The organism is Candidatus Symbiopectobacterium sp. NZEC135, from assembly GCF_025962695.1.
In genome coordinates, this window is record NZ_JAGFPF010000402.1 from 1 (window position 1) to 1,542 (window position 1,542).

The following is a 1,542-nucleotide window of genomic DNA, read 5'->3' on the forward strand; positions in this document are numbered from 1 at the left end:
AATATTTTGCCCACCCGTGAGCGCGCCAGCTTGATTATGACCAAAAGCGCTAATCATGCCGTTGACTATGTGCGTTTGAGAAAATAGCAGAATTACAAGACAGTAGGGGGTAATCCCCCCCTACTGACTACTTGCCACGCAGTGATATTTCGCCACCAATATAGGCCTTAATCTCGCCGTTCTCTTCGAGTAACAGCGCGCCCTGCTCATCAATTCCACGTTCGATCCCGTGGATCTCGCGCTCACCCATGATCAATTTCACTGGCCGATTATAGTAATTATCGATGGCTTGCCAGCGAGGGATGAACGAACGCAGTCCACCTTGTTCAAACACTTCCAACGCGTTACTCAATTCAGTAATCAGCGTAGCGGCCAGGATATTACGATCGATATCGATCCCAGCCTCTTGCAAATTGATCCATTCCTGCGTGACGCCTTGCCCAGAGGAAGGCCGCATCCGCAAGTTGATGCCAATACCGATCACTAACTGTGCCGCGTCTCCTGTTTTTCCCAGCAACTCAACCAGAATACCGGCCAGTTTGCGATCGTGCATATAGAGGTCATTGGGCCATTTTACTTTGACATCATGTGCACCGAGGCGATGCAGCACTTCTGCAATCACGATACCAATCGCCAGGCTCACGCCCACCGCTGCCGCAGGCCCCTGTTCCAACCGCCAGAACATGGAGAGATAGAGATTGGCACCAAACGGTGATTGCCATTGCCGCCCACGACGACCGCGGCCCGCGTGCTGGTACTCTGCCACACAGGCATCGCCAGAGTGCAAGCTCTCCAGCCGGTCTAGCAGATACTGATTGGTTGAATCAATAACGGGCAGTACCGCAACGTTATTTCCGGGGAGTGCGGCACGAATGACATTTTCATCCAGCAATTGCATCGGTTCAGGCAGGCTGTACCCTTTCCCCGTAACGGGAAACACATCCAGCCCCCATTCTCTGATGGTTTGGATATGTTTGTTGATACCGGCTCGGCTCATTCCCAACAGCTCACCCAGGTATTCACCCGAGTAAAACTCACCGTCGGAAAGAATCTGGATTAGCGTTAAAGGGACTCGGATATCTTTCATGACAGCACCTCTGTTGCGCTTACTTCACCCTGTGCCGCAATAAAGCGCACTTCCGGCTCAAGCCAGAGTGCAAATGTCTCTGCAACGTTATCACGCACATAACGCGCCAGTGCAACGATATCGTCGCTCGTCGCCTCATCAAGGTTAACCAGCACCAAAGCCTGCTGCTGATGGACCGCCGCGCCGCCAATGCGGTGCCCCTTTAACTGGCACTGATCGATAAGCCAGCCAGCAGCAAATTTAACCGTACCGTCGGGCTGTGGATAGTATGGCGCAGTGGGGTAACGCATCAGAATAGCCTGGGCCTGCTCGGCGCTAACCACCGGATTTTTGAAAAAGCTGCCCGCATTTCCCATCAGCGCGGGATCGGGTAATTTCTTACGCCGCATGGCACATACCGTAGTAAAGATAGCATCAGGCGTCGCAGTTGCAGGATCGAGCTGCGCCAAATCACC

The 1,542-nt window shown here is 53.1% G+C and carries 2 protein-coding genes and 1 pseudogene; 1 reads left to right on the forward strand and 2 read right to left on the reverse strand.

Annotated elements, in window-relative coordinates:
* Positions 1–87 (forward strand): hypothetical protein (locus tag J5224_RS27270; protein WP_264627913.1); only part of this gene is annotated, 87 nt, incomplete at its 5' end.
* 40 nt (positions 88–127) lie between these two features.
* Here the strand turns inward: J5224_RS27270 and birA are convergent.
* Both birA and J5224_RS27280 read right to left on the reverse strand, forming a co-directional pair.
* On the reverse strand, positions 128–1,087 hold the full coding sequence (gene birA / locus J5224_RS27275) for a bifunctional biotin--[acetyl-CoA-carboxylase] ligase/biotin operon repressor BirA (RefSeq protein WP_264628275.1): 960 nt from the start codon (positions 1,085–1,087) through the stop codon (positions 128–130).
* Positions 1,084–1,542 (reverse strand): annotated as a pseudogene (locus J5224_RS27280) (hypothetical protein); the annotation flags it as partial. The pseudogene J5224_RS27280 and the gene birA, both read right to left, overlap by 4 nt.

Bases quoted from the DNA above. Each gene is read 5' to 3' on its own strand.
- birA (WP_264628275.1), bottom strand. From the start codon at position 1,087: ATGAAAGATATCCGAGTCCCTTTAACGCTAATCCAGATTCTTTCCGAC.